We start from the raw sequence: 23,425 nt of genomic DNA on the forward strand, positions 1-23,425 counted from the left end.
CCAGTTGATCGTCACGCTCCTGGAGCCCTATTTACAGCCCGATAATTATTAAAGATATTTGCGGGATGTTGTACTAGCGCAGTCCCGTTGCAACACACTACCCATGTTTGCCGAGGAGACGCCTGTGCTGAGTCATCACGAGTTTGCCACCCTGGTCCTTGTCAACGACAGCAGCGACCCACCCGAGCTGGACCGGACCGATGTGGAAGCGCTGCTCGCGCACCAGCTGATTACGCTGGAACGGGTCGGGCCCAGCGTCAGCCGCCCGCAGGTCACGCTCCAGGGTTACCGTTTCCTCAAGGCGCTCGGGCGCATCCGCGCGAAAGAGACTCGCGCCTGCCGGTGACGCCTTGCCATGCACGGCTTGCCGCCTCGGCATGCCCTGCCAGTGTTCTCGATCTCCGCCGGGCATTCAGCTGTGCCGTACGCTCCGTTCGGGAAATCCGGATAGCCAGCCGTAACCTTGTCCTGCAATCTGGCGCCGATCGATAACAGACCGGCGCACAGGTGCCGGCATCATGGAGACCGGCGACGATGGTGACGCAAGCAGTGCAGGGCAAGGGTTGGCAATGGATGGTCGTCGGAGCGCTGGGCCTGGCGCTGGCCGGCGGGGGGCAGGCTGCGGATGCCTATCCGTCCAAGCCGATCACGCTGGTGGTGCCGTTCTCGGCAGGCGGGCCCACCGATGTCGTGTCGCGCGCACTCGGCCAGGCGATGGCCAAAGACCTGGGCCAGAGCGTGGTGGTGGAAAACCGCCTTGGCGCCGGCGGGACCGTCGCGGCGGCGTTCGTCGCGCGCGCGCAGCCGGATGGCTACACCATCCTGATCCATCACAACGGCATGGCCACCGCGCCTGCGCTGTACAAGAAGCTGTCATACAGTCCGCTGAAGGATTTCGAGTATATCGGCCAGGTTGCCGATGTGCCGATGACATTGCTTGGCCGCAAGGATCTGCCGCCGGCAAATGCGGCCGAGCTGGTGAAGTACGTGTCGCAGAACAAGGACAAGGTGTCGCTGGCCAATGCCGGCCTCGGCGCGGTGTCGCAGTTGTGCGGTCTGTTGTTCGAGGAAGCGGTGCACGTCAAGATGACCGCTGTTCCATACCAGGGAACGGGTCCGGCGATGACGGCTCTGCTGGGCGGCCAGGTCGACCTGCTGTGCGACCAGACTACCTCGACGCTGCCGCATATCAACGCCAGCCGCGTCAAGCTGTATGGCGTGACCACTCCCAATCGCATCAAGGCGCTGCCCAATGCGCCGACGCTGCAGGAAGGCGGGCTGAAGGGCTTTTCGATGAAGGTCTGGCACGGGGTCTACGCGCCCAAGGGCACGCCCCCGGTCGTGGTGGCGCGGCTGACCAAGGCATTGCAGCAGGCGCTGAAGGATCCGGTGGTAGCCAGGCGCCTCGATGACCTTGGCGCCGAGATCGTGCCCGCTGACAAGCAGACGCCGGAGGGGCTGAAGACCTGGCTCAGGGCCGAGAGCGACAAGTGGCAGCCGCTGTTGAAGACCATGAAAGTCGAGGCCGACTGAGAGCACGCGGCCACGGCGAGCGCACGCGATTGTCCGGCATGCCGCACGGCGCAAACCGTGCGGCTCCAGGCGTATTAACATGGGAATGAGCGGAGGCGGCTGCTACCCGCGCCGATGACGTCCACGCCACGATCTTCCGCGCGATGGGGAGAAAGACATGGCAACTTATGAGTTCAAGGACAAGGACCTTCAATTCCTGGCCCAGGGCGCTGACTCCTGTTTTGCGTCTCCTGACACGGCTTTCGTTGAATGCGCAGACGGCCATCCGGCGTTCATGGTGACATGGCCGGAGAGCGGATCGACGATGATGAGCCTCAAGGTGCAGATTCGGGCAAGCCAGTACGCCAGTTACCTGACGGATCCGTTCAGGGGACGAGCAGTCCTGCGCAAGGCAGTCGAAGATCGCCTTGCACTGATCCACACCGTGAAAACCGGAGTGCTGCTCGCTCCCGATATCTAGGCTTTTGCCCTGGGGGAATCAATCTGGTACGGATCGATTGCGGCCGCGGCGAGGCAAGCGGTCAAGGTCTTCCTGATGCACAACAAAAAAGATGCCCAACAAAAAAGCACCTTCTGCAGGTGCTCGGTGCTTCCATCCAAGGGGGGGCGTCCGAACCGGGTCAGCAACTCATGATCCGGCTCGGACCTGCAGGCATATGTGGCCTGCACGATCACGCTTCAACCGGCAAATTTTCCAGGAAACTTGATCGTTTCGCCGACCTACCTCCGCCTTACCAGGGCGTGTCTCAGTCAGCAGGTTGATTATAGGGCGGCCGACGAACAGTTCAATGTGAAATCCGGCCGCGCCTACGCATGCAGTTCCACCACGTCTCGATCGGCCACCGGATGATCGGCGCCCACCTGCTGTCCGCTGAACTTGCCGCTCCCCCAGATGCGGGCAAATTTGAACGTCCGCGCGAGATCCGGGTGCACCCGCAGGGCGACGTCCAGTACGGTGTCGCCGCGGCGCATCGTAAAAGGCCGACTCTGGTCGACCGGTTTCCCGGGTGCCTTGGTGTAGACACGCACGATGCTCAGGGCCCTGAAAAGAAACGGCCCGATCTCGGCCAGTCCTTGTCCGCGGGTTGCCGAGGTCGCGAGCGCCGGAAAATGTACGCCGAGGAGGTCTTCGAGCACCGCCGCGTCATCCGGGTTCGCGAGATCGGCCTTGTTGGCCAGCAACAGCGCAGGGAGGTGGGCACTGAACAGGCCAGCCGCCGCCGATGCTGCAGGGCTGCCCGCCTGACCCGGCCAGCGCTCCAGCAGGTTTATCCTTGCTTCGGCGAGTCGCCGGAGAATCAGTGCCAGCTGTTCAGTACAATCCGGCGCGCTCAGGTCGACCACGAGCAGTACGCCGTCTGTCACCCGCACTATGTCGGTGAGCCCGGGTTGCATGAATTCGGCTGAGACAGGTGGCAGATCCACCAGCTGAAATGCAATGTCCTCGAACGGCAACATGGCGGGAACCGGCAACTGGGTCGGGTGGGGATAGGCACCGCTTTCGCTCCCCGATCCTGTCAGCCGCGCATGCAGGCTGGATTTTCCCGTACCGGACGGGCCGATCAGGCAGAGCTGAGCCGCGCCTTCTGGATGCACCGCATGTGACGGCCCCCTGTGGGCCGCCTTTCCGTGGGCCGCAGATTCCTGCGTCAGTTCCCTGATCCGCGACTTGATATCGGCTTGCAGGCGCTCTGTTCCCTTGTGCTTGGGGATGACACGGAGCATCTCCTTCAGGCAATCGAGCTGCTCGCGTGGCTGGCGCGCCATCCGATAGGCCTGTTCGGCCTGCTTGTACTCGGGAGTGAGGTTTGCTGGCATGGGCCGTCAGCGCTGCACAATGGGCTACGTTCCGAGGTGCACGGGAATCCGGCGCCGCCCGAAGTGATGCTCGAAATGCCCGAAACAGCCGGCGACCGGTTCAAAGCAGTCGGGGCAGGTTCCGGTGGGCGTGAGGCGATAGCTCTCGATCGCATGCCAGTCGCGCACGATCAACGGTGCACGGCAAGCGGGACAGTAGGTGGTCGCGCCTTCCATGTCATGGACATTGCCGGTGTACACGTAACGCAGCCCCTCATCGATCGCAAGCTGGCGGGCGTGCGCCAGCGTGGAAAACGGCGTCGGCGGCACGTCGCGCATCTTGTAGTCGGGATGAAACCCCGTAAAGTGCAGCGGGATGTCGACGCCAAGTTCCCGTGCGATCCAGCGGGCCTCTGCGCGGATCTCCTCATCGCTGTCGTTCTTGCCGGGAATCAGCAGGGTTGTTATCTCGAACCAGACTTTGGTGGCGTGCTTCAGGTACAGGAGCGTATCCAGCACCGGCTGCAGATGTGCGCCGGTGAATGCCACATAGAACGCGTCGGTAAAGCCTTTCAGGTCGACGTTTGCCGCGTCCATCCGGCTATAGAAATCGCGTCGTGCCTGCTCGCCGATATACCCTGCGGTTACCGCCACCGCCAGGATGCCCAGTTCGCGGCAGGCATCGGCAACGTCCATGGCGTATTCGGCGAAAATCACCGGGTCGTTATAGGTGAACGCCACGCTCTTGCAGTGGTGGGCCGCAGCCGCTTCGGCAATGGCTTCGGGCATGGCTGCCACGGCCAGGGTTTCCATTTCACGCGACTTGCTGATGTCCCAGTTCTGGCAGAACTTGCAGGCCAGGTTGCAGCCGGCCGTGCCGAACGACAGGACAGCGCTGCCCGGGTAGAAGTGGTTGAGCGGCTTCTTTTCGATCGGATCGACGCAGAAGCCGGATGAGCGGCCATAGGCGGTCAGCAGCATGCGCCCTCCAAGCCGCTGACGCACGAAGCAGGCCCCGCGCTGCTCGTCATGCAGGCGGCAGTGGCGCGGACACAGGTCGCACTGCATGCGGCCGTCGTCCAGGAAATGCCAGTAGCGGCCGGGATACGTTCCCGGAGAGGGCGTTTCGATTGCCGTCATGGCCTATCCCTCCTGAAGCGCGTTTCCAGGCAGGTAACGCGCGCACGCGCAACAACCTGGCCATCGTGCCAACGCCTGGAAGCGGACAAGGCGATTCATTCGCCAAAGGGCAGTTTCATTCTAGGCCGCAGTGCGCGTGCCTACCGGCTAGCGGGTCCGGCAGTGGCGGCGACGTACCTGGTCTCCAGCCCCACCTTTCGCTCGGCCCGCAACGCGGCCCGCCGCCCGCGCACGGTGTTGACCCCGCACAGCAGCCCCAGCCCGACGACGAAGTAGCTGCCGGTAACCAGCAGCGCCTGGCGGTGATCGCCACCCGTCAGCCAGTTTGCCATGCCATAGGTCAGCGGCCCGGCGATCGAGGCCAGCTTGACCGCAAGTCCCCAGAGCCCGAAGAACTCGGCCGCGCGCGAGGGCGGGGCCAGCAGTCCGACCATGGCCCGTCCGGCGGCCTGGGCGGCGCCCAGGCACAGGCCGGCCACATTGGCGGCGAGCCAGAACAGCGGCGCTTCGCGCGCGGCATGCGCAAGCAAGGATGGTCAGGATCCAGCCCAGCAGCGTCAGGGCAATGGCGCGCACGTGGCCGATGCGGTCCTGCACGGGCCCGAACAGGAAGGCGCCGGCCGCTGCCGTCAGGTTGACGACCAGTACCAGCGTCAGGGTCTGCTGCATGGTGAAGCCCATGGCCTGGTTGGCGTAGATGGCGGTCAGCGTGATCACTGCCTGGATGCCGGCCTGGTAGAACACGGTGCATAGCAGGAAGCGGCGCAGGTCGTAGAACTGGCGCAGCTGGCCGAGGCGTTGCCAGACTCTGGCCCAGGCCGTGCCGATGGCCTGTTCGCCAGCCGGCGCGGCCGCCGCAGCGACCTGCGGCACGCCGCGGTCGCGCAGCAGCAGGAAGGTCGGCAGGCTCGCCAGGGCAAAGATGGCCGCTGTGATCAGCATGGTCACGGGCACGAACTCGCTGGCGGCGTCGCCGCGTGCGCTGGCCCAGTTGACATAGAGCAGGCATGCGCCCAGCGTGACCAGGCCCCCGATATAGCCAAGGCTCCAGCCCCAGCCGGACACCCTGCCCAGGGCGCGGGCGGTGGAGAGCGACGGCAGGAAAGCGGCGATCAGGTTTTCGCCGCTGCCGAAGAACAGGTTGGACAGGACCACGCACGCAATGGCCAGGACAAGTGTGCCGGGCTGCGCGAAATAGAGCAGGCCGGTGAATGCCACGCAACCCGCTGTCGTCACGGCAAGCAGTGTCTTCTTGGCTGCGCGCAGGTCAGCGTAGGCGCCGACGAACGGCGCGGTGAGCACCACCAGCGCATAGGAGAGGGAAAGCGCCCCGGTCCAGGCCAGCGTGGCCCACGGGGCATTGCCGGCCACGACGGCGACGAAATAGGCATTGAACAACGCGGTGATGACCACCGTGGTGTAGCCCGAGTTGGCAAAGTCGTACATGGCCCATGCCCACACTTCCCGCGGCCGCACGTCGGTGCCAAGCGCTGCGGGCACGCGGGGCGCGCGAGCCTGGCCACGCCATTCGGGCACGCTCATGTTCCTGCCTCCACGAGGCGGCGCCGCTTCAGCCGAAGCACGACGCCATAGACGGCCAGCGCGGCGATCACGTGCTTGAGCGTGTGCCCGCTGACCAGTCCCGTCAGCGCAGCGATCTGGTGGTCCAGTACATCGCAAACCAGGGCCAGCACATAGCAGCCGGTGATGGCCAGCACATCCCGGTCGCCGGTGTAGCGCGGTGCATAGAGGCAGAGCAGCAGCGGCACCACCACGATGGCGCAGGCCTGGATCAGCAGGTAAGGGCGCAGGTCGCCGCTGCCGCGGGCTTCGCTCCATGCCCAGTAGCCGACGCTGGCCGGCCCCACGATCAGCAGCAGCGGCAGCAGCCGCAAGCCGGCCTTCAGGCTGGCGCGCTCGCACACGTTGGCGCCGAGCCAGGCCATCAGCGCGAGCGCCAGCGGAGCCCGGTCCCACACCAGCCGCGGGTTGTCCGGTGCCAGGTGGTAATAGGCCGAGCCCAGGCCCACGAGGAAGACCGCGAGAAAAAGCACCCGGTAGGGCCAGGCCTCGGCCGGTGCGATAAATGCACGACTGCCGGTGGAGGCGGCCAGATAGCGCAGGCCGGCCGCGCCCGCGAGCAGGAACAGCAGGTTCGAGCCGATGTCGAGGCAGTGGGGCGTGCCGAAGCAGACATAAGGATCGGCAAAACGATGATATTGCGGCGGCTGCGCGATGCGTGGCAGCAGCCTGGCCCCGGTGGCCATGACGGCCACCAGCAACCAGACCGCGGCAGCCCTGGCGGCAGGGCGGGCTTGCCGGCAGGCGCGCATTCTCAGTGCAGCAGGTAGAGAGTCTGCGGCCCCTCGGCATAGAGCGCCATGGCCATCTTCAGGATCTCATTGCGATGCCGGTCAAAGGAGGCCAGCACCCCAGCTTCGCCAGAGCCGAGCGCGGCGTCGAAATTCATCAGTACGCGGTCGTCCACAAGGAAGGAGATTTCGCGTGCGTTGTCATAACCCCAGAACCACACGCCATGCCTGGACTCATCATAGCTGCGGCTGGGGTTGGGGAAGCTTAGTGCCATGTTGTCGTCCTGCGCGCTACGTCCTTGACCGGACCGGCTTGCCACGCTCACTACCAGCGCGGAGCGCTCCGCTAGTGCGTATTCCCTTTCATGCTCTCGGCTTCCATCGCGGCATGCAATTCCTCAAACGCCTCGATTGGCTCCATGTCCTGGTCGACGAACGCGGCCGCGCGCTCTGCGGCGGCCACTGCGTCGCGCGGGATGTCGCTCTGGCTGTCGTCCTCGGTTCTCGGCGGCAGCAGCATGTCCTCAAGCATCCCGCGCAGCTCAGGGGTATTCCATGGCTTGCCCAGCCTGGCCTTCCTCTTCAGGTAGTGACGAATTTCCGCGTCTTGCTCGGCAGTGAGCGGAAGCCCGCGAAAAGTGAGGTCCGTGTCGTAATGGATCATGATGCGCCTCCCGAAGCGGTCTGCGCTTTCAATGTGGAGATATCAATTCCTTTTGGTGAACATCACAAGTTGCGTGTCACTGTGCCGCCTATCCGCGGCCAACTGATTTACGTCTTCTTCTTGGCGACACCTTCGTTCCCAACCCTCGAATGGACCGTGCTGAACGGGGTTGCCGGCACTGGCGGCTTCTTGGGCTGCTTGGGCTTTTTCGGTTCGCGAGTGCTGCGTAGTTGACTCTTGGCCATGGAGTGCTCCTGGTGCGTTGCTTGCCAAGATGGCAGTTCCAGCATACGCGCTTAGATGCATTAACAACATGACTTTCATGACTGTCCGCATGAAAGCGGCACCCGCCGATTGATCAGATGGTCCGATGCGGGGCATGGGTAAACACGGGTTTCGGCGACGGCTCGGCCAGGAAGGCATAGGCGCCATCTTCTACGATCAGAAAATCGTGCGCGTCGGCAAGCAACGCCAGCTGGCGCGATCCTCCTCCGGCATGACCGTTCCCAGCGGATTGTGCAGCGTGGGCGTCGTACTCACTTTCGACGGCAATGCCGCCACTGCCGGGAACGGCAGCATGGTCGCATTTGCCGCGCCGTCGCACGCGGCCGTCACGACGACGCCGGGTCAGGGCCGCTTCTGCCGAGCAGGTGACATTGCACTCAGTCCGCGCACCGCTGAATGAACCGCGTAATCGCCGGCAGGATGGATTGCCGGAATCCCTGGCCGGCGAACGTCCCATAGTGACCCACGCCGTCAACGACGAGGTGTTCTTTCCTGTCGGCGGAAAGTCCTGCGCAGAGTGCGTGGGCAGCTTCGGTCTGGCCGCGGCCGGTGATGTCATCCTCGCCGCCTTCGATGGTCAGCAGCGAAACGTTGGTGATGGCCTCGGGGTAGACCCGGCGCTGGCCAACCTCCATGCAGCCGCGGCACAGGTGATGCTCCAGGAACACCTTCCGGATGGTTTCCAGGTAGTACTCGGCCGGCACGTCGAGCACGGCGTTGTACTCGTCATAGAACTGGCGATGCCGGGCGGCCTCGTGCTGCCTGCCGTCGACGAGGTGGCGGTAATAGTCAAGATGCGCACCGGCGTGGCGTGCGACGTTCATCGAGACGAAGCCAGCAAGCTGCAGGAAGCCCGGATAGACCCGTCGTCCGCGTCCGGGGTAACTGTCGGGTACCCGTTCGATGACATTCGATTCGAACCATGGCAGCGAATATTTCTGCGCGAACTGGTCGACCGCCGTCGGGCTGACGCGGGTGTCGATCGGCGCGGCGATAAGCGTCATGGAGCGGGGCTGGGCGTGCTCGTCGTCCTCGGCCATCTGGGCGACCGCGCAGAGCAGCGGGACCCCCGGCTGGCATACCGCCACGACATGCGTGCCGGCGCCGAGGTATCGGATGAATGCCTTGAGATAGTCGACGTAGCCACCAAGGTCGAAGCCGCCGGCGTCGAGCGGAACCATGCGCGCATCGGTCCAGTCGGTGATGTAGACATCATGCCCTGGCAGCAATGCTTCGACCGTTGGACGCAGCAGCGTGGCGTAGTGGCCCGAGAGCGGCGCCACCAGCAGCACGCGGGGACCGGGGCAGGGCATGTCCTTCCTGAAATGCAGCAGCCGGCAGAAGGGCGCCTCGATCAGCACGGTCTCTGTGACCGCCACCCGTTGCCCGCACGCGATGACCTCGTCGATGGCGAAGCCAGGTTTCCCGTAGGACTTGGTCAGCCGGGTGAACAGATCAAGCGCGGCGCCGGTCTCGCGCATCCCTGGCAGCCACGCGATGGACTCGCCCCAGAAACCGACGGCGCGCTGGCCTGCTTCGATCATGGCCCCGAGCGGCCCGACCGACTGCAGCGTGAGTTCACGCAGAGCATAGAGCGCCATGGCAAAGCCCGTCCTCTGAAAATTTGGTTGCTGCGTTGTTCCGGGGACCGGTCCGGCAAACCGGGCAGGGCTTCTTGTTGGCGCAAGGCCGCCATCGCTCAGCGCACAGGGTCCGCCGGACAGCGGCAGGACCGGCTTTGCTCGAGGTGGACGGGGTGGCGCCAGGCGTGTAGCGCGGGTCGGCTGGATGGAAGCGGGCGGTGGTGCGCCGCGAGGTGCCGGGAACGCCCGAGGTGACGTCGATGCCGGATTGCCTGAGCGTGGGCAGCGTGCGTCTTGCCAGGACGGCTGGTCCGGCTGCGGCCGGATGCAAGCGTACGGCCGCACGTGAATGGAATGGAATGCTGCATGGCGTCCCCGCTACTCTGGGCTACTGACATTGCATCGCAACGTCAGCAAATCAACATGGATCCAAGTTACTGTATTTACATTCAGTAACAAATTCGATTAAACCCTACTGCAACGCCTTGCATAGTTGTTTTTTGGGGAAAGTGGCTGAGGCACCAGTTGATGTCGTCTGGCGTTGGTTCCGGGGCACAGCGAAGCGGCGTTTGCTGCCCCGGGGTCCACTGCTGTTAGCGCTGTGGTCCGTGCAATTTGTAAATCTCTGAAACAGGCATGTGCGTTCGCTGGGTCAGCCAATGCTCGTTCCGAGCCATGTTCTTTCTCCGTTCGACATTGGCGCCCCGCCTTATTGAGGCCCGTCCTCTACATCCGGTACACCAGCCCCACCCAGACGCTGCGCGGCGCCCCGGGCGCCACGAACAACGCCGTCGCGGCATCGCCGGGCGCCACGTGCGGCTGCACCAGGCTGCCACCGGGAAACACGTTGTTCGCCACCTGCCCGTAGGTCTCGTAGCGCCGGTCGAACAGGTTGGCCACGCGCGCATAGACCTCGAAGCGCTTGTTCACCTTGTACGCGGCGCGCAGGTTCACAGTGGCATAGCCGGGCACGTGCCAGTCGGCGGTCCTGGGTGGCTGGCCCGGCTGCGGATCGCCGCGCAGGCCATCCTCGTTGCCGCTGGCGACACTGCCGGAAACGGCGACCAGGTCGGCGCCGAGCGTCAGTCCGGCCAGCGCCTGCCAGTCGGCACCCAGCTTGAGCGTGTGGCGCGGCAGTCCGGCCATGCGCATGCCGGGCTGGACCTCGATGGTGCGCTCGCCGGCCGCCAGCTGGCCGGCCGCCTGGTAAGTGGCCTGCAGGTAGCTGTAGGCCAGCCGCAGCGTGACGTCGCCGACGCGCTGGCGCGCGCTCAGGTCGAGCCCCTGGTTGCGGGTGCGGTCGAAGTTGGCGAAATAGCCGAGCCGGGTGTTGGGCGCGCGCAGGAACAGGATGTCGTCGTGGTTGTCGATGCGGTAGAGCGTGGCGGTGACTTCGGTGTCCTTGCCGGGGCGCCAGCGCACGCCGGCTTCAACGGCGTGCGAGACCACCTGCTTCAGGTAAGGATCGGCCTGCAGCCCGGCCGGCAGGCGGCACGGGCGCGTAGGGTCGGCGCAGCCCAGTTCCAGCACGGTGGGGACGCGGTTGTTCTGCGCGTAGCCGCCGAATACCGTGACGCCGCCGCCCAGCTTCTGCGTCAGTCCCAGCGCGGGATTGAGGCGGCGGTAGGTAAAGCTTTCGCGCGGCTGCTCGCTGCCGTCGCTGTTGCGCAGCGTATTGCTGACGGTCGCGAGATTCCACCTCGCCGACGCCGTCAGGAAGGTGCTCGGGGTCAGCGACCAGGTGTCGGACAGGTAGGCGCCGAAGGTGCGCGCGTTGCCGCTGACGCCGGAGAACAGCGCATTTGGCTCGGCCGGGTCGGCCACGGCGCCGCGGTCCGCGGTGAACGTGCCAGGCTGCTCGAACTGGGAATAGGTCAGCCGGCTGCGGTCCAGGCTGACGCCGGCATTGAGCACGTGGCGCTGGGTCTCCCTGGCGAGGCTGAGCGCCATGCCGACGGTCTGCTGGCGCATATGGGTGGTGTTGACCACGGCGGGATGCAGCGCCGCCCCTTCGGCGCGGGTCAGCCCGCAGTCGCTGCCGCGCGGGCTGCCGTCGTCATTGAAGCCGTCTTCGCAGTCTTCGGCATAGGCCTCGTAATCGGGGTTGACGTCGCCATTGGTGGTGTCGCGGCGGCTGTTGCGCACATAGGCGAGTGCGGCTGCGCTGGTCTTGTCGTCGAACCAGTGGCGGCCGTTGACGGCGACCTGGGTCACCTGGTTGCGAGTCTGGTCTGGGTAGGTATACACGGCGCGGCGGTTCGACTGGTAAATGTCGGGCAACGTCGCGCTGCCGTCGGCCCGGTAGGACGGCACCAGCCCGTTGCCGGTCAGCGTGCTGCGGCCGTGCAGCAGCGAGACATTGACACTGTTGGTCTCGCCCTCATAGCCGGCCTTGGCGAAGACGTTGCCGAGCCGCCCCGACGAATGGTCGCGCCAGCCGTGCTCCTGGAACAGGGTGCCGGCGGCGAAGGCGTGCCAGGCGCCTTCGCTGCGCACGCCGGCCGACAGGTCCGCGCGCTTGCGGCTGCCGCTGCCATAGGACAGGTCGGCGGTAACGCCCGGCGAGTCCAGCCCGGAGCGGGTGGTCATGGCCAGCGCGCCGCCCAGGCTGTTCAGGCCATAGGCCGGGTTGGCGCTGGACACCAGCGATACGCTGGCGAGCGCGGCCTCCGGGATCATGTCCCAGCTGATCACGTCGCCAAACGGCTCGTTGATGCGAATGCCGTCGAGATAGACCGACAGTCCCTGCGGCACGCCGGGGATCGACGAGGCGCGGAAGCCGCGATAAGTGATATCGCTCTGGAACGGGCTGCCCTGGATGTCGTTGACGTTGACCCCGGCCAGGTTGCGGGCCAGGTAATCGGCCAGGTTGCCGGTGCGGGTGCCGTCCAGTTCATCGCCGCGCACGGTCTGCACGGTGTAGGGCACCAGGTCGCTGGCGACGCCGATGCCCGGCAGCGGCGCCGCGGCGACTACCAGCACTTCGGGCAGCACTGCGCTGTCCTGTTTTTGAGCAGCGGTGTCCAGTTGTGCAACAGCGGGCCGCTGCAGCAGCATCGCCACGGCCAGGGCGATGGCCGTGGCAACGCAGCGGCGGCGGGCCGCAGCATGGCGGAAAGCCTGCTCTGGCGGGGCAGGGAACGGGCTGGCGGGCATCTTGCATCTCCTCGGGCGTACATGGCGCCGCCTGCATCGGGCGGCACCTGAAATCGAACTGGCTGAACTGGCTGAGGGTGTGGAGCAGGTTCCGTACCTCGGGCATCCGGACAGCTCCCGGCCAGGGCCGGATCGCCGGCCACCAACCCCGACCACCAACCGCAGGAGCATGGCTTTGGCTGACATCACCGCTACCCAGGCGCCGCTGGCGCTGCGCTGCGAGGCCGTGCGCAAGGCGTTCGGCGCCCGCGTGGCACTGGACGGGGTCTCGCTCGCAGTGCGGCGCGGCGAATTCGTGGCGCTGCTCGGTCCCAACGGGGCGGGCAAGACCACGCTGTTCCAGATCCTCAGTGGCCTGTTCATCGCCGATGCCGGGCGCGTGACGGTGATGGGCAGCGGCATGGACGACACGCACGATGCGTACGATATGCGGCGCGATCCCGTGCGCGCGCTGGCGCGCCTCGGCATCGTGTTCCAGCAGCCGGCCATCGACCTGGACCTGCCGGTGCTGGCAAACCTGCGCTTCCACGCAGATTTGCACGGGCTGCCGCGCCTCGTTGCCGCGCAGCGCATCGCCCGGCTGCTTGATGCCTTCGGCCTGGCCGCGCGGGCGCGCTCCCCGGTGCGCGAGCTGTCCGGCGGCAACCGGCGCAAGGTGGAACTGGCGCGCGCGCTGCTGCACGAACCGGCGCTGCTGCTGCTGGATGAGCCCACCGTGGGGCTCGACCCGGCTTCGCGGGCGCAGCTGGTCGGCGATGCCAGGCGGCTGACCGCGCAGGCGCAGGCCGGCGTGCTGTGGGCCACGCATCTGGTGCAGGAGGTGGAGCACGCCGACCGCGTGATCGTGCTGGACCGCGGCACCGTGCGCTTCGACGGCACGCCGGCGGCGCTGCGCGGCGTGACAGGGCGTGGCGATCTCGAGAGCGCTTTCCTGGCCATGACGCGGGCTCCTGCCGCTTCTGCCAGCAACATCGAAAGGAGCGTGCCAGCATGAACGGGATGCCATCGCCAAAGTGGATTGCCATCACGCTGCTGCTGGTGACGGCACTGCTGGTGGGCGCCGGACTGGCCGAAGCGGCGCGCGTGGCAAGTGGCCACGTATTCGTGTCGAGCGAGAAGGACGATGCAATCGCCGTCTTCGATGCGCGCAGCCGGCAACTGCTGGCTGTGTGGCGCCAGTGCAAGCGGCCGCGCCACCTGCAGCTCTCGCCCGATCGCGCGCGCCTGTATGTGGCCTGCAGCGACGACCACCGCGTCGACGTGGTCGACGTGGCCAGCCGCAGGACGCTGGCTTCGTTGCCGGTGGGCGACGACCCGGAGATGTTCGACCTGAGCCGGGACGGCCGCATGCTCTATGTCTCGAACGAAGAGGATGGGCTGCTGTCGGCCTACGACACCGCTACGGGCAAGCGCGTGTTCGCCGTCAAGGTGGGCGAGGAGCCGGAGGGCGTCAAGGTCAGTGCGGATGGCAAGCGGGTATACGTGACCTCGGAGGTGGCTAACCTGGTCCACGTGATCGACGTGGCCACACGCAAGGTGGTCAGCAATATCCAGGTGGGCAACCGGCCGCGCCGGCTGCTGCTGGTACGCGACGGCAAGGAACTGTGGGTCTCGAACGAGCTGTCCGCCAGCGTCAGCGTGATCCGTACCGATACGCTGGAGGTGGCCCATACCATCCACTTCGCCCCACGGGGCTTCCGTGCCGGGGACGTGACCCCGGTGGGGATGGCGGCCAGCAGCGACGGGACGCGTGCCTACATCGGGCTTGGGCGTGCCAACCACGTGGCGGCGGTGGACGTGGCGTCGCGCCGGGTGCTGGACTATGTGCTGGTCGGCCGGCGCGCATGGGGTCTGGCGCTGAGCCGCGACAACGCCAGGCTCTATGTCGCCAACGGCCTGTCAGACGACGTCAGCGTGGTGGATACCGCCAGCAGCAAGGCGACAGCAACTCTCAAGGCGGGCCGGGTGCCGCACTCGGTGGCGATCGATGACTGAACGCCTGCGTTGCTGCCTCTCGCTGGTTGCCGCGCTGGGCCTGCTTGCGGGCGGGGCCGGGGCGGCCTACGCCGAGGAGGTACGACTGGCGGTGGTGTCGCTGGCCGGCGACCCGCGCCATGAGGCCCGCCGGCTTGCGCAGCGCTATCCGGGGCAGCCCCACGGCCGCGCACTCGACGGCGCGCAGGTTGCGGCAGCAGAGGCGCGCTTTGCGCTGGTGGCAGCGGGCAAGTCGCTCAGGCTCGATGCGCAGGAAGCACGCAGCGAAGCGGAGGTCGGGCCGATGGTCGCCGCACTGGCGCGGCAGGGCACGCGCTTTATCCTGCTCGACCTGCCGGGCGCGGCGGTGAGGCAGGCGGCCGCCACCGTCAGGCCCGGCGAAGCCCTGCTGTTCAACGTCTCGGCCGATGACGACGACTTGCGCGGCGTCGCCTGTTCCCCCGTGCTGCTGCACACGCTGCCCAGCCTGCGCATGCGCGCCGATGCCCTGATGCAATACCTGGCGCTGCGCAAGTGGCGCCGCGCGCTGCTGCTGAGCGGCCCGTCTGCGGGCGACGCGGCGCAGCGTGACGCGCTGGTCAGGTCCGCGCGGCGCTTCGGCATCGCGTGGTCGGCGCAACGGGCGTTCCGGCTGTCCAACGATCCGCGCGAACGCGACCACGCCAATCTGAACCTGCTGACCAACGGCACCGACCATGACGTGGTGGTGGTCGCCGATGCCGATGGTGAATTCGCCCGCGGTGTGCCCTATGCCACGCAGCTGCCGCGCCCTGTGGTGGGCGCCAGCGGCCTGGGCGCGCAGGCCTGGCACTGGGCCTGGGAGCGTAATGGCGGGCCGCAGCTCAACCGGCGCTTCATGCGCGCGGCAGGGCGCCCGATGACTGGCCACGACTGGGCTGCGTGGATGGCCGTCAAGGCGATCGCGGAAAGCGTCGCAAGGCAGCCCAGGGCCGGCTTTGCCGCGCAGGCACAAGCCCTGGTCACCGGCAAGGTGGTGATGGACGGCTTCAAGGGCCCGCCGCTGTCGTTCCGGCCCTGGGACCGCCAATTGCGGCAACCGGTCATGCTGGCTCACCCGGACGGGGTCGTTGCCGTGGCGCCGGTGGAGGGCGTGCTGCACCCGAAGAACAACCTCGACACCCTGGGCGCGGATGAAGCCGACACCGCGTGCCGCGCCCCGTCCTCGTAAGGATCCACCCATGGCTACCGTGTTGATCCATCGCTGGCGCGCGCTGCGTGCTGTCTGCGGGCGCGAGCTGCGCAAGTACCTGCGCCAGCCCGGGCGCCTGCTGTCGTCGCTGGTGCGGCCGCTGCTGTGGCTGCTGGTGTTCGCGGCCGGCTTCCAGAACGCGCTCGGCGTCGCGATCGCGCCGCCATATGAGACCTACATCGAATACAAGGTCTACGTGGCGCCCGGCCTGCTCGGCATGATCGCGCTGTTCAACGGCATGCAGTCTTCGCTGGCGATGGTGTACGACCGCGAGATGGGCGTGATGCGCCTGCTGCTGACCGCGCCGTTGCCGCGCGGCTGGCTGCTCGGCTGCAAGCTGGCCGCCGGCATGGTGCTGTCGCTGCTGCAGATGGCCGCGTTCCTGCTGGTGGCGATGAGCTTCGGCATCCGCTTCGAGCCGCTGCACCTGCTGCCCGCGAGCGGCGCCATGGCGCTGGCGGCGCTGATGCTGGGTGCGCTGGGACTGCTGCTGTCGGTGCATGTGCGCCAGCTAGAGAACTTTGCCGGCACCATGAACTTCGTGATCTTCCCGATGTTCTTCATCAGCTCGGCGCTGTATCCGCTGTGGAAGCTGCAGGAATCGGGTGCGGAGATCGTCTATCAGCTTGCGCGCTTCAACCCCTTTACGCATGCGGTCGAGGCCATCCGCTTCGCGCTGTACGGGCAGGCGGCCCCGCTGAGCCTGGCGGTGGTGGCTGGCTGCGCGGCGGTGTTCTTTGCGCTGGCGCTGCACGGCTACGACCCGCAGCGCGGCATGGCACGCCGTGGGCAGGCATGACCGGGCCACGCGCCGGCATGCACGGATGTTCAGATCTGGAGCAGATGCAACGCAGTGTTGCGTGCTGACACGGCCCGCCTGCGCGCAATGCGGCCGGATCCTGGTGCCGGGCGCGGAAATCCGATTGGCATGGGAATTGCCGTTTGCGTGTCAGGTGCATGCCTGATGTTGGCGCATTGGCGCACCGGTGGGAAACCAAAACAACAGAGGAGAAGGCAATGAGGACGTTAGGAGCAGTGATGGCGCTCGCGGCAGTCGCGGCTGCCGCGGCCAGCCTGGTCGCGCAGGCGGGGGTGACCGACGCCATGATCGAGAACGACGCAAAGAGCCCCGGCGACGTGCTGTCGTGGGGGATGGGCCCGCAAGGGCAGCGCTATTCCACGCTGGCGCGCATCAATACGAAGAACGTCGGCAACCTCGTGCCGGCGTGGTCGTTCTCGTTCGGCGGCGAGAAGCAGCGCGGTCAGGAAGCGCAGCCGCTGGTCCACGACGGCAAGATGTTCGTGACGGCATCGTATTCGCGCATCTACGCGCTCGACCTGAAGACCGGCGCCAAGCTGTGGAAGTACGAGCACCGCCTGCCCGAAGGCATCATGCCGTGCTGCGACGTGGTCAACCGCGGCGCGGCGCTCTACGACAACCTGGTCATCTTCGGCACGCTGGATGCACAGCTGGTGGCGCTGGACCAGAAGACCGGCAAGGTGGTGTGGAAGGAGAAGCTGGAGGACTACGCTGCCGGCTATTCGTACACGGCCGCGCCGCTGATCGTCAAGGGCATGGTGCTGACCGGCATCTCGGGCGGCGAATTCGGCGTGGTCGGCCGCGTCGATGCGCGCGACGCCAGGACCGGGCAACTGGTGTGGTCGCGCCCGGTGGTCGAAGGCCACATGGGCTACAAGTACGACAAGGACGGCAACAAGACCGAGATCGGCATGACCGGCGCCGAGAACGCCAGCTGGCCCGGCGAGACCTGGAAGACCGGCGGCGCTGCCACCTGGCTGGGCGGCACCTATGATCCGGCCACCGGGCTGGTGTACTTCGGCACGGGCAACCCGGGACCGTGGAACAGCCATATCCGCAAGGGCGACAACCTTTACTCCGCGTCGACGGTGGCGATCGATCCGGCCACCGGCAAGATCGTCTGGCACTACCAGAACACCCCGAACGACGGCTGGGATTTCGATGGGGTCAACGAGTTCGTGACCTTCGACCTCGATGGCAAGCGCATGGGCGGAAAGGCCGACCGCAATGGCTTCTTCTACGTCAACGACGCGCGCAGCGGCAAGCTGGTCAACGCCTTTCCCTTCGTCAAGAAGATCACCTGGGCCAGCGGCATCGACCTGAAGACCGGGCGGCCCAACTTCATCAGCGAAGGCCGTCCCGGCGATCCGGCCGCCAACACCGACGCGAAGAAGGGCAAGTCCGTGTTCGCCGCGCCCGGCTTCCTCGGCGGCAAGAACCAGCAGCCGATGGCCTACAGCCCGCAGACCGGCCTGTTCTATGTGCCGGCCAACGAGTGGGGCATGGATATCTGGAACGAGCCGGTCAGCTACAAGAAGGGCGCCGCTTTCCTGGGCGCGGGCTTCACCATCCAGCCGCTGAACGAGGACTATATCGGCTCGCTGCGCGCGATCAATCCCAAGACCGGCAAGATCGTCTGGGAGGCGAAGAACGGCGCGCCGCTGTGGGGCGGTGCCATGACCACTGCCGGCGGCCTGGTGTTCTGGGGCACACCCGAGGGCTATCTGAAGGCGGCCGACGCCCGGACCGGCAAGGAGCTGTGGAAGTTCCAGACCGGCAGTGGCGTGGTGGCGCCGCCGGTCACCTGGGAAGACAACGGCGAGCAGTACGTGGCGGTGGTGTCGGGCTGGGGCGGCGCGGTGCCGCTGTGGGGCGGGGAAGTCGCCAAGCGGGTGAATTTCCTGGAGCAGGGCGGATCGGTGTGGGTGTTCAAGCTGCACAAGAGCTGAACGCGGGCCGGTCGATGGGCGGGCACGCTGGCATCGTGATGCCAGCGTGCCGCAAAACCAGATAGCGAGACAAGGTATGAAGAAGGAATGGATGGCGCTGGCGGCCGCGGCGCTGCTGCCCGGCGCGGCGCAGGCGGGCACGGCGGCCGATATGCAGGCACTGGCTGACAAGAACGGCTGCTTCGCCTGCCACGGCATGCAGTCGAAACTGGTGGGGCCGGGCTTCGCCGAGGTGGCGGCCAAATACAAGGGGGATAGCCAGGCAGCCGCGCGGCTGGCCAGGAAGATCCGTGAAGGCGGCAAGGGGGCGTGGGGGCCGGTGCCAATGCCGGCGCATGGGAATCTCGGCGAAGCGGATGCGAAGCAGCTTGCGGAGTGGGTGTTGAGCGCAGGGTAGCGACGCTGGAGGAAAAAAGGGTTGATCGCCGAATCGGGATAGAGAGCCAGAGGCATGAGCGGAATGCAGCGCTTCACTTCGTGGGCATGCCGGCCCTCTCCCCAACCCTCTCCCGCAAGCGGGAGAGGGAGCGAACAATCGCACGTTTCCAGCGCTCGCTTGGCGCTCCCGCCGGCGAGTCCGAAAGCCTATCCTTGCCCTCTTGCTTTCTCCCCTCTCCCGCTTGCGGGAGAGGGGCCGGGGGTGAGGGCCGGAGCATCAACGAAGTGCAACGCTTCACTTCGTCGACATGTCGGTCCTCACCCCAACCCTCTCCCGCAAGCGGGCGAGGGAGCGAGCAATCAGCACGCTCATGCCACTGTCGCTGGCGCGAGCGAGCCGGGCTTCCTTACTTGCGGCCAGCGCTCAGGCGCAGCGAGTTGCCATCGCTGCGAAACACCATCGGCTGGACTTCGCCGCGCGCCTGCAGGGCCGCAAGCCGGCCCTGCAGCACGATCTCGCTGACCTTGCCGTGGTCGGCGGAGCGCTCGCAGACCGGGTCCGTCGCGGCGGGATCGCCGGTCAGCAGGAAGGCCTGACAGTGGCAGCCGCCATAGTCCTCCTCCCGGTGGTCGCAGGAACGACACGGTTCCTGCATCCATGCCGTGCCGCGAAAGCGGCGGAACGCCTCGCTGTCGCGCCAGATCTCGCGCAACCCTTGCGTCGTCACGTTCGGCAGCACCAGCCCCGGCAGCATGCGCGCCGCGTGGCACGGCAGGGCAGTCCCGTCAGGCGCCACGCCAAGAAAGGTCGTGCCCCAGCCATTCATGCACTTCTTGGGCCGGGCCTCGAAGTAGTCGGGCACCACGAACAGGATCTGGCAGCGCTTGCCGATGCGCGCCCGGTACTCCCCGACCACGGCCTCCGCCTCCAGCAACTGCTCGCGCGTGGGCAGCAGCGCAAGCCGGTTCTCCCATGCCCAGCCGTAGTACTGGGTATTGGCCAGTTCCAGGTATTCCGCCCCCATCTGCAGCGCCATCTCGATGATGGTGCCGACATGCGGCAGGTTATGCCGGTGCAGCACGCAGTTCATGACCATCGGGTAGCCGTGCGCCTTGATCAGCCGCGCTACGCGCTGCTTGAGGTCGAAGGTGCGGGTACTGGACAGGAAGTCGTTGAGCTCGCGCGTGGAGTCCTGGAAGGACAGCTGGATATGGTCCAGCCCCGCGTCGCGCAATGCCGCGAGCCTGGCGTCGGTCAGCCCCACGCCAGAGGTGATGAGATTGGTATAGAAGCCGAGGCCATGCGCATGCCGCACCAGTTGTTCCAGGTCTTTGCGCAGCAACGGCTCGCCGCCGGACAGGCCGAGCTGCACGGCGCCCAGCGCGCGTGCCTGGCTGAACACATCGCACCACTGCGCGGTGTCGAGCTCCGCCGTGTGGCGGGCATAGTCCACGGGGTTCGAGCAGAAGGCGCAGTGCAGCGGGCAGCGGTAGGTCAGCTCGGCCAGCAGCCACAGCGGCGGACCGGGCTGGCCGGGCGGGGGGGCAGCGCCGGCGTCAGACCAGCCAGCCGCGTTCGGTCGCATGTTTGACAAAGGCATGTACCTCCGGGGCGATGCCCTGCACGCCGAATGCGGCCTGCAGGTCGTCGATCAGCATGTCGAGCGTATGGCCGCCGTCGCAGCGCTGCAGGATCGCGGCGGCGCTGTCGTTGAGCGTGACCATGCCCTCCGGATAGAGCAACACCCAGTTCCGCTGGGCCTCTTCCCATTGCAGGCGGAAGGTCCGGTGCAGCAGCGGGCGGGCAAGATCTGTCGGATTGGCTGTCATGGCTGGGTTTGCTGGATGGCGTCGAGCATCGACCAGAGAACGTCGAGCTTGAACTGCAGGATGTCGAGCGCGCGCTGCTGCTGTGCCGGGGTACGGAAGTAATCCAGCGTCACGCGCAGGCCATGGTCGACGTCGCGCTGCGCCAGCGGGATGCGCGAACGGAAGTAGTCCAGCCCGGCGGCCTCGATCCATGGGTAGTGGGTGGGCCAGCCCGCCAGGCGCTCCTTGTGGATCGCAGGCGCGAACATCTCGGTCAGCGACGAGCACACCGCCTCCTGCCACGGCGCGCGGCGACCGAAATTGACGTAGGCATCGACGGCGAAGCGCACGCCCGGCAGCACGTGCCGATGATCCAGCAGCGCCTCGCGCTCCAGCCCTACGGCCAGGCCCAGCCGCAGCCAGGCTTCGATGCCGCCGGGCACGATGTCGGTGCCGTCATGGTCGAGGATGCGCACGACCCACTGCCGGCGCGTGTCGCGGTCGGGGCAGTTGGACAGGATCGCGGCATCCTTCAGCGGGATATTCGCCTGGTAGTAGAAGCGGTTCGCCACCCACGCGCGGATCTGTTCGGGCGAACACTGCCCCGCCGCCATGCGCCGGTTGAACGGATGGTGGATGTGGTAACCGCTTTCCTTGGCGCGCAGGCGGGCCTCGAACTCTGCCGGGCTCCATGCAATGGGATGTGTCATAGCGCGATTTCCATGCCGTCGCAGGCGAGCTCGATGCCGTGCCGCGCCAGCTCGGCGCGTTCGGGCGAGTCTTCGGCCAGCACGGGGTTGGTATTGTTGATGTGGATAAGGATCTTGCGGGCGGCGGGCAGCCGGTCGAGGATCTCGATCATGCCGCCGGCTCCGGACAGCGGCAGGTGGCCCATGTCGGCGGCGGCCTTGGCGGAGAAGCCGAGCGCCTGCATTTCGTCCTCGCGCCAGAAGGTGCCGTCGACCAGCACCACGTCGGCGTTGCGCAGTTCCGTGAAGACGCGGTCGTCGACACTGCCGAGGCCGGGCGCATAGAAAGCGCGGCGCCCGCTGCGGCAGTCTTCAATGCGCAGGCCGATGTTGTCCCCCACGCGCGGGGCATTGCGGCTGGGGGAGTAGGGCGGGGCCTTGCTTTGCAGCGGCACGGCCGTGAGCCGGATGCCCTCCAGCGGCGGCACGGTGAACGGCGTGCCGTCGCAAGGCAGGGCATGCGCCTGCACGCCGCAGTAGTGCGACAGCATGCGGGTCAGCGGAAAGGCCGCGCCGAGGTCGTCGAGGACCGCTGCGGTCGCATAGAGCGGCAAGGCCTGGCGGTGCTCGCGCAGCATCAGCAGGCCGGTGACGTGGTCGATCTGCGCGTCCATCAGCAGTACCGCCGCGATGGCGCTGTCGCGCGGCGCGCGCGACGGCTGCAGCTCGGGCGTCTGGCGCAGCTGCTGCAGGATGTCAGGCGAGGCGTTGACCAGGATCGAATCCGGCCCGTCGCCGGACAGCGCGATCGACGACTGTGTGCGCGGTGTGGCCCGCATCGTGCCGCGGCGCACGCCGTCGCAGTTGTGGCAATTGCAGTTCCACTGCGGGAAGCCGCCGCCGGCGGCCGACCCCAGTACCCGGATGGTTGTCATGGCGCGAGCGTCTTGTCGTGGGGCATGGCGTCACGGAGCAGGCGCACGGCCCGGCGACGCGGGCGTTGCGCCTGTCCCCGCGCGATCAGCGGTTGGCGATATACATCGTGATCTCAAAGCCCAGCCGCAGCTCGGTGTAGGCAGGGGTGGTCCAGGTCATGTCTCTCTCCTTGTATGGCATGGTTAGTGAATATCGTCGTGGCGCGGCAGGCTGGCTGCCGCATCCCTCTCAAGGCAACAACCATGCCCGACATGTCCATGAGTACCGCCTGCTTCTACCTGCGCACGCCGGACGTCCAGCGCCTGCATGTGCGCCTGGCCGGCGCCGCGGACGGCGAGCCATGGCTGGTGCTGCACGGCGGCCCCGGCAGCGGCTGCCCGCCGGCGATGGCGGCATGGTTCGACCCGCGGCGGCACTACGTGGTCATGCCGGACCAGCGCGGCGCCGGCCGGTCCAGGCCGGCGGGGTGCCTGCGCCGCAATAACGTGGACGCGCTGCTGGCCGACCTGGAGCTGCTGCGCCGCACGCTGGGCATCGAACGCTGGGGCGTGGTTGGCGGATCGTGGGGGGCGGCACTGGCGCTGGCTTATGCCGCGCGCTGCCCGGATGCCGTGGCGGCGCTGGTGTTGCGCGGCGCGTTCCTGACCGGGCGCGACGACGTGTTCAACCTGTTCTCGTCGCGCCATGGCGGCCGCATGCTGCAACGCGTCGGGCTGCTGGGCGAGCGCCTGCCTGATGCCCGCGCGCGCCTGCTCACTGTGTCACGACTGTTTCAAAGTGGGACACCTGTCCAGAAACGGGACACCGCCGCGGCGTGGCGGGCGAGCGAGCAGGCCTTGCTCGGCATGCCGCAGCGGGTGCGCTCCCGCCGGCAGTCCCTGCGCGAGCGCGAGGCGACCGTGGCCAAGTACCGTATCCAGGCGCACTACCTGCGCAACCGCGCGGGGCTTGGCAAGCCGGCCCTGCTCAGGGCGGCGCGGGCGGTTGCCGCGCACGGCCTGCCGGTAACGTTGCTGCATGGCCGGGCCGATGCGGTCTGCCGCCCCGCCAATGCGCTGCGCCTGCAGGCGGCGATGCCCGCCGCGCGCCTGGAGTGGGTGGACGGCGGGCACCTTGCCGGCGATGCGATGGGCGCGGCACTTGCCGCCGCCATCGGTGCGGCTGGCTGA

22 protein-coding genes and 2 pseudogenes are annotated in these 23,425 nt (G+C 67.0%); 10 read left to right on the forward strand and 14 right to left on the reverse strand.

Translation table 11 applies throughout. The features are described 5' to 3' along the window. Positions 1–124 precede the first annotated feature (124 nt). From J8I82_RS34830 to J8I82_RS34840, 3 genes are all read left to right on the forward strand, one after another. Positions 125–346: a hypothetical protein gene (locus J8I82_RS34830; RefSeq protein WP_209764433.1), complete on the forward strand. Its 222-nt coding sequence runs from the start codon at positions 125–127 to the stop codon at positions 344–346. Positions 347–573: 227 nt separating this feature from the next. Further along, positions 574–1,533: a tripartite tricarboxylate transporter substrate-binding protein gene (locus J8I82_RS34835; RefSeq protein WP_245180489.1), complete on the forward strand. Its 960-nt coding sequence runs from the start codon at positions 574–576 to the stop codon at positions 1,531–1,533. Positions 1,534–1,690: 157 nt separating this feature from the next. Then, positions 1,691–1,993: a hypothetical protein gene (locus J8I82_RS34840; RefSeq protein WP_209764437.1), complete on the forward strand. Its 303-nt coding sequence runs from the start codon at positions 1,691–1,693 to the stop codon at positions 1,991–1,993. Positions 1,994–2,340: 347 nt separating this feature from the next. Here the strand turns inward: J8I82_RS34840 and J8I82_RS34845 are convergent, their stop codons facing one another. From J8I82_RS34845 to J8I82_RS34885, 9 genes and pseudogenes are all read right to left on the reverse strand, one after another. Continuing rightward, entirely contained in the window at positions 2,341–3,351 is a 1,011-nt protein-coding gene (locus J8I82_RS34845; RefSeq protein ID WP_209764441.1) for a TGS domain-containing protein, read from the reverse strand. A 24-nt stretch (positions 3,352–3,375) separates the two neighbouring features. Further along, positions 3,376–4,470 carry an AmmeMemoRadiSam system radical SAM enzyme gene (gene amrS / locus J8I82_RS34850; RefSeq protein ID WP_209764443.1) on the reverse strand — a complete coding sequence of 365 codons (1,095 nt, stop codon included), beginning with the start codon at positions 4,468–4,470 and terminating at the stop codon, positions 3,376–3,378. Positions 4,471–4,610: 140 nt separating this feature from the next. Continuing rightward, positions 4,611–6,012, reverse strand: a pseudogene (locus tag J8I82_RS34855) (MFS transporter). Next, positions 6,009–6,803, reverse strand: a complete 795-nt coding sequence (locus J8I82_RS34860; protein WP_209764445.1) for a hypothetical protein — start codon at positions 6,801–6,803, stop codon at positions 6,009–6,011. Before J8I82_RS34860 ends, J8I82_RS34855 begins: the two are co-directional and overlap by 4 nt. Positions 6,804–6,805: 2 nt before the next feature. After that, positions 6,806–7,057 carry a DUF1488 family protein gene (locus tag J8I82_RS34865; RefSeq protein WP_209764447.1) on the reverse strand — a complete coding sequence of 84 codons (252 nt, stop codon included), beginning with the start codon at positions 7,055–7,057 and terminating at the stop codon, positions 6,806–6,808. 71 nt (positions 7,058–7,128) lie between these two features. Next, complete coding sequence (locus J8I82_RS34870; protein WP_209764448.1) at positions 7,129–7,446, reverse strand: hypothetical protein; 318 nt, start codon at positions 7,444–7,446, stop codon at positions 7,129–7,131. A 361-nt stretch (positions 7,447–7,807) separates the two neighbouring features. Next, positions 7,808–7,980: pseudogene (locus J8I82_RS38750) on the reverse strand (aminotransferase class I/II-fold pyridoxal phosphate-dependent enzyme); the annotation flags it as partial. A gap of 128 nt (positions 7,981–8,108) precedes the next feature. Next, complete coding sequence (locus tag J8I82_RS34880) at positions 8,109–9,332, reverse strand: polyhydroxyalkanoate depolymerase (RefSeq protein WP_209764452.1); 1,224 nt, start codon at positions 9,330–9,332, stop codon at positions 8,109–8,111. 708 nt (positions 9,333–10,040) lie between these two features. Continuing rightward, entirely contained in the window at positions 10,041–12,470 is a 2,430-nt protein-coding gene (locus tag J8I82_RS34885; protein WP_209764454.1) for a TonB-dependent receptor, read from the reverse strand. 169 nt (positions 12,471–12,639) lie between these two features. Here J8I82_RS34885 and J8I82_RS34890 point away from each other — a divergent pair, with 169 nt between their 5' ends. The 6 genes from J8I82_RS34890 to J8I82_RS34915 all read left to right on the forward strand — a co-directional run bounded on the left by J8I82_RS34890 (position 12,640) and on the right by J8I82_RS34915 (position 18,841). Then, positions 12,640–13,464: an ATP-binding cassette domain-containing protein gene (locus J8I82_RS34890; RefSeq protein WP_209764456.1), complete on the forward strand. Its 825-nt coding sequence runs from the start codon at positions 12,640–12,642 to the stop codon at positions 13,462–13,464. Then, positions 13,461–14,465 carry a PQQ-dependent catabolism-associated beta-propeller protein gene (locus J8I82_RS34895; RefSeq protein ID WP_209764457.1) on the forward strand — a complete coding sequence of 335 codons (1,005 nt, stop codon included), beginning with the start codon at positions 13,461–13,463 and terminating at the stop codon, positions 14,463–14,465. Before J8I82_RS34890 ends, J8I82_RS34895 begins: the two co-directional genes overlap by 4 nt. Continuing rightward, on the forward strand, positions 14,458–15,654 hold the full coding sequence (locus tag J8I82_RS34900; protein ID WP_209764458.1) for an ABC transporter substrate-binding protein: 1,197 nt from the start codon (positions 14,458–14,460) through the stop codon (positions 15,652–15,654). Before J8I82_RS34895 ends, J8I82_RS34900 begins: the two co-directional genes overlap by 8 nt. Before the next feature lie 10 nt (positions 15,655–15,664). Next, positions 15,665–16,474, forward strand: coding sequence for an ABC transporter permease (locus J8I82_RS34905; RefSeq protein WP_209764459.1), 810 nt, complete (start codon positions 15,665–15,667; stop codon positions 16,472–16,474). 218 nt (positions 16,475–16,692) lie between these two features. Beyond that, on the forward strand, positions 16,693–18,444 hold the full coding sequence (locus tag J8I82_RS34910; RefSeq protein ID WP_209764462.1) for a PQQ-dependent methanol/ethanol family dehydrogenase: 1,752 nt from the start codon (positions 16,693–16,695) through the stop codon (positions 18,442–18,444). Between the two features lie 76 nt (positions 18,445–18,520). Further along, positions 18,521–18,841 carry a c-type cytochrome gene (locus J8I82_RS34915; RefSeq protein WP_209764464.1) on the forward strand — a complete coding sequence of 107 codons (321 nt, stop codon included), beginning with the start codon at positions 18,521–18,523 and terminating at the stop codon, positions 18,839–18,841. A 388-nt stretch (positions 18,842–19,229) separates the two neighbouring features. On the opposite strand, the gene pqqE is transcribed toward J8I82_RS34915, so the two are convergent. From pqqE to pqqA, 5 genes are all read right to left on the reverse strand, one after another. Then, positions 19,230–20,408: a pyrroloquinoline quinone biosynthesis protein PqqE gene (gene pqqE / locus J8I82_RS34920; RefSeq protein ID WP_209764483.1), complete on the reverse strand. Its 1,179-nt coding sequence runs from the start codon at positions 20,406–20,408 to the stop codon at positions 19,230–19,232. After that, positions 20,380–20,652, reverse strand: a complete 273-nt coding sequence (pqqD, locus tag J8I82_RS34925) for a pyrroloquinoline quinone biosynthesis peptide chaperone PqqD (RefSeq protein WP_209764466.1) — start codon at positions 20,650–20,652, stop codon at positions 20,380–20,382. Before pqqD ends, pqqE begins: the two co-directional genes overlap by 29 nt. Then, positions 20,649–21,341 (reverse strand): pyrroloquinoline-quinone synthase PqqC, encoded by a 693-nt coding sequence (pqqC, locus tag J8I82_RS34930; RefSeq protein WP_209764467.1) that lies wholly within the window; start codon positions 21,339–21,341, stop codon positions 20,649–20,651. Before pqqC ends, pqqD begins: the two co-directional genes overlap by 4 nt. Continuing rightward, positions 21,338–22,255, reverse strand: coding sequence for a pyrroloquinoline quinone biosynthesis protein PqqB (gene pqqB / locus J8I82_RS34935; RefSeq protein WP_209764469.1), 918 nt, complete (start codon positions 22,253–22,255; stop codon positions 21,338–21,340). The genes pqqC and pqqB overlap by 4 nt, the downstream gene beginning before the upstream one ends. 85 nt (positions 22,256–22,340) lie before the next feature. Further along, a complete protein-coding gene (gene pqqA / locus J8I82_RS34940) occupies positions 22,341–22,415 on the reverse strand; it encodes a pyrroloquinoline quinone precursor peptide PqqA (protein ID WP_012355514.1) in 75 nt (24 codons plus the stop codon). An 83-nt stretch (positions 22,416–22,498) separates the two neighbouring features. On the opposite strand from pqqA, the gene J8I82_RS34945 reads away from it, so the two are divergent. Next, positions 22,499–23,425, forward strand: a complete 927-nt coding sequence (locus tag J8I82_RS34945) for an alpha/beta fold hydrolase (protein WP_209764471.1) — start codon at positions 22,499–22,501, stop codon at positions 23,423–23,425.

The organism is Cupriavidus consociatus (assembly GCF_017814975.1).
GTDB lineage: Bacteria > Pseudomonadota > Gammaproteobacteria > Burkholderiales > Burkholderiaceae > Cupriavidus > Cupriavidus consociatus.

Coding starts and splice junctions, on each gene's coding strand:
- pqqD (WP_209764466.1), bottom strand. CDS start 20,652: ATGACAGCCAATCCGACAGATCTTGCCCGCCCGCTGCTGCACCGGACC.
- J8I82_RS34895 (WP_209764457.1), top strand. CDS start 13,461: ATGAACGGGATGCCATCGCCAAAGTGGATTGCCATCACGCTGCTGCTG.
- J8I82_RS34870 (WP_209764448.1), bottom strand. CDS start 7,446: ATGATCCATTACGACACGGACCTCACTTTTCGCGGGCTTCCGCTCACT.
- J8I82_RS34905 (WP_209764459.1), top strand. CDS start 15,665: ATGGCTACCGTGTTGATCCATCGCTGGCGCGCGCTGCGTGCTGTCTGC.
- J8I82_RS34845 (WP_209764441.1), bottom strand. CDS start 3,351: ATGCCAGCAAACCTCACTCCCGAGTACAAGCAGGCCGAACAGGCCTAT.
- J8I82_RS34900 (WP_209764458.1), top strand. CDS start 14,458: ATGACTGAACGCCTGCGTTGCTGCCTCTCGCTGGTTGCCGCGCTGGGC.
- pqqB (WP_209764469.1), bottom strand. CDS start 22,255: ATGACAACCATCCGGGTACTGGGGTCGGCCGCCGGCGGCGGCTTCCCG.
- J8I82_RS34840 (WP_209764437.1), top strand. CDS start 1,691: ATGGCAACTTATGAGTTCAAGGACAAGGACCTTCAATTCCTGGCCCAG.
- J8I82_RS34890 (WP_209764456.1), top strand. CDS start 12,640: ATGGCTTTGGCTGACATCACCGCTACCCAGGCGCCGCTGGCGCTGCGC.
- J8I82_RS34885 (WP_209764454.1), bottom strand. CDS start 12,470: ATGCCCGCCAGCCCGTTCCCTGCCCCGCCAGAGCAGGCTTTCCGCCAT.
- J8I82_RS34860 (WP_209764445.1), bottom strand. CDS start 6,803: ATGCGCGCCTGCCGGCAAGCCCGCCCTGCCGCCAGGGCTGCCGCGGTC.
- J8I82_RS34945 (WP_209764471.1), top strand. CDS start 22,499: ATGCCCGACATGTCCATGAGTACCGCCTGCTTCTACCTGCGCACGCCG.
- J8I82_RS34880 (WP_209764452.1), bottom strand. CDS start 9,332: ATGGCGCTCTATGCTCTGCGTGAACTCACGCTGCAGTCGGTCGGGCCG.
- pqqE (WP_209764483.1), bottom strand. CDS start 20,408: ATGCGACCGAACGCGGCTGGCTGGTCTGACGCCGGCGCTGCCCCCCCG.
- J8I82_RS34835 (WP_245180489.1), top strand. CDS start 574: ATGGTCGTCGGAGCGCTGGGCCTGGCGCTGGCCGGCGGGGGGCAGGCT.
- amrS (WP_209764443.1), bottom strand. CDS start 4,470: ATGACGGCAATCGAAACGCCCTCTCCGGGAACGTATCCCGGCCGCTAC.
- J8I82_RS34910 (WP_209764462.1), top strand. CDS start 16,693: ATGAGGACGTTAGGAGCAGTGATGGCGCTCGCGGCAGTCGCGGCTGCC.
- J8I82_RS34915 (WP_209764464.1), top strand. CDS start 18,521: ATGAAGAAGGAATGGATGGCGCTGGCGGCCGCGGCGCTGCTGCCCGGC.
- J8I82_RS34865 (WP_209764447.1), bottom strand. CDS start 7,057: ATGGCACTAAGCTTCCCCAACCCCAGCCGCAGCTATGATGAGTCCAGG.
- pqqC (WP_209764467.1), bottom strand. CDS start 21,341: ATGACACATCCCATTGCATGGAGCCCGGCAGAGTTCGAGGCCCGCCTG.